Source organism: Aliagarivorans taiwanensis DSM 22990, from assembly GCF_000429505.1.
Classification (GTDB): Bacteria; Pseudomonadota; Gammaproteobacteria; order Enterobacterales; family Celerinatantimonadaceae; genus Aliagarivorans; species Aliagarivorans taiwanensis.
Genome location: NZ_AUBZ01000083.1, coordinates 1 through 1,039 on the forward strand (window position 1 = coordinate 1; position 1,039 = coordinate 1,039).

Below are 1,039 nucleotides of genomic sequence, written 5' to 3' on the forward strand. Positions count from 1 at the left end.
GATTTGGGCTGAGAAGAACCTAGCTCAAATCTAAACTGACAGGCACCGATTCAAAATTGGGTAACTGTCAGATCAGGTCTGAGCTAGTACACTTTTATGGAAATTCGCTCTGGCCGTCATCCTGATGTCTTGTTTAGAGAGATATACGAACATGTTAAACCTTGTCTGCCCACTTCTAAAGTGACATATGATTCTGTTGATTCTTTATCTGACGATTTGAGTTACTACTACGAAATATCTAATGAGCAAATGGTAAGGGTCTACTTTGAAGGAAGAAAGATTTTTGCCTCTTTTAATAATAATTAGTCAAAGAGATAGCAGGACATCCACATTATCTCTCTATGGCCTTAGACTCATGCAAAATGGGCCAGTAGAGGTGATCAGTTGTGACCAGCACAACGCGCAGTTTGGTGCAGCGCGGCCAACAACCAACCGATCTTCGTTGAAGAGAATTGGTCGTTCCTTTGCCATACAATCTCCTTAAAATTTTCCTTACACTTTGTCGATAGATGTGGCCGTGAATAGCGCTTGCTTTGAGACAAGCTCAGCAGTGCCACCAGCCTGCTTAGCCAGCAACCCGAACAGATATCGATGAATTAACGCATCATGGAGTGCGCGATGTCGTTGCAAGGGAAGTTTCCGCTGTAACTGCTCATAGCGAGCCTCATTAATTAGGTCGGACATTGCCTTATCCAGGGGTTTCTTGATCCCTTGGTTACCGGCTGCGACAACCTGGCTTAAGCACAGCCCTTTAATACGCTTAGGTAGCTCCATGCCGTGGCTGTCAAAGCTATAATGCAGCCAATTCCAGTCGTGTTGCAAATGGAAGCTAACCCAAACGATATTCGGATCGGAAAACCACTCAAACAGTTGCTCATGGCATTTATGAAACGAGACGCCCTGCTTTTTGCGCTCCTCGTCGCAGATCCCCGTAAGCGCGGCTATGTAGTGGCACACTAAATTTGGCCACCTGATTAGAGGTGATATCATCGCCTCGCAACAATACAGGTGAACCATGACAAAACGTACCAGACCAACT

1 protein-coding gene is annotated in these 1,039 nt (G+C 45.4%); it reads right to left on the reverse strand.

What is annotated here, in order from left to right:
• Window positions 1-492: 492 nt before the first annotated feature.
• Window positions 493-1,039: 3'-5' exonuclease family protein (locus tag G462_RS23595; RefSeq protein WP_211234251.1), on the reverse strand; the 547-nt coding region annotated here is incomplete at its 5' end.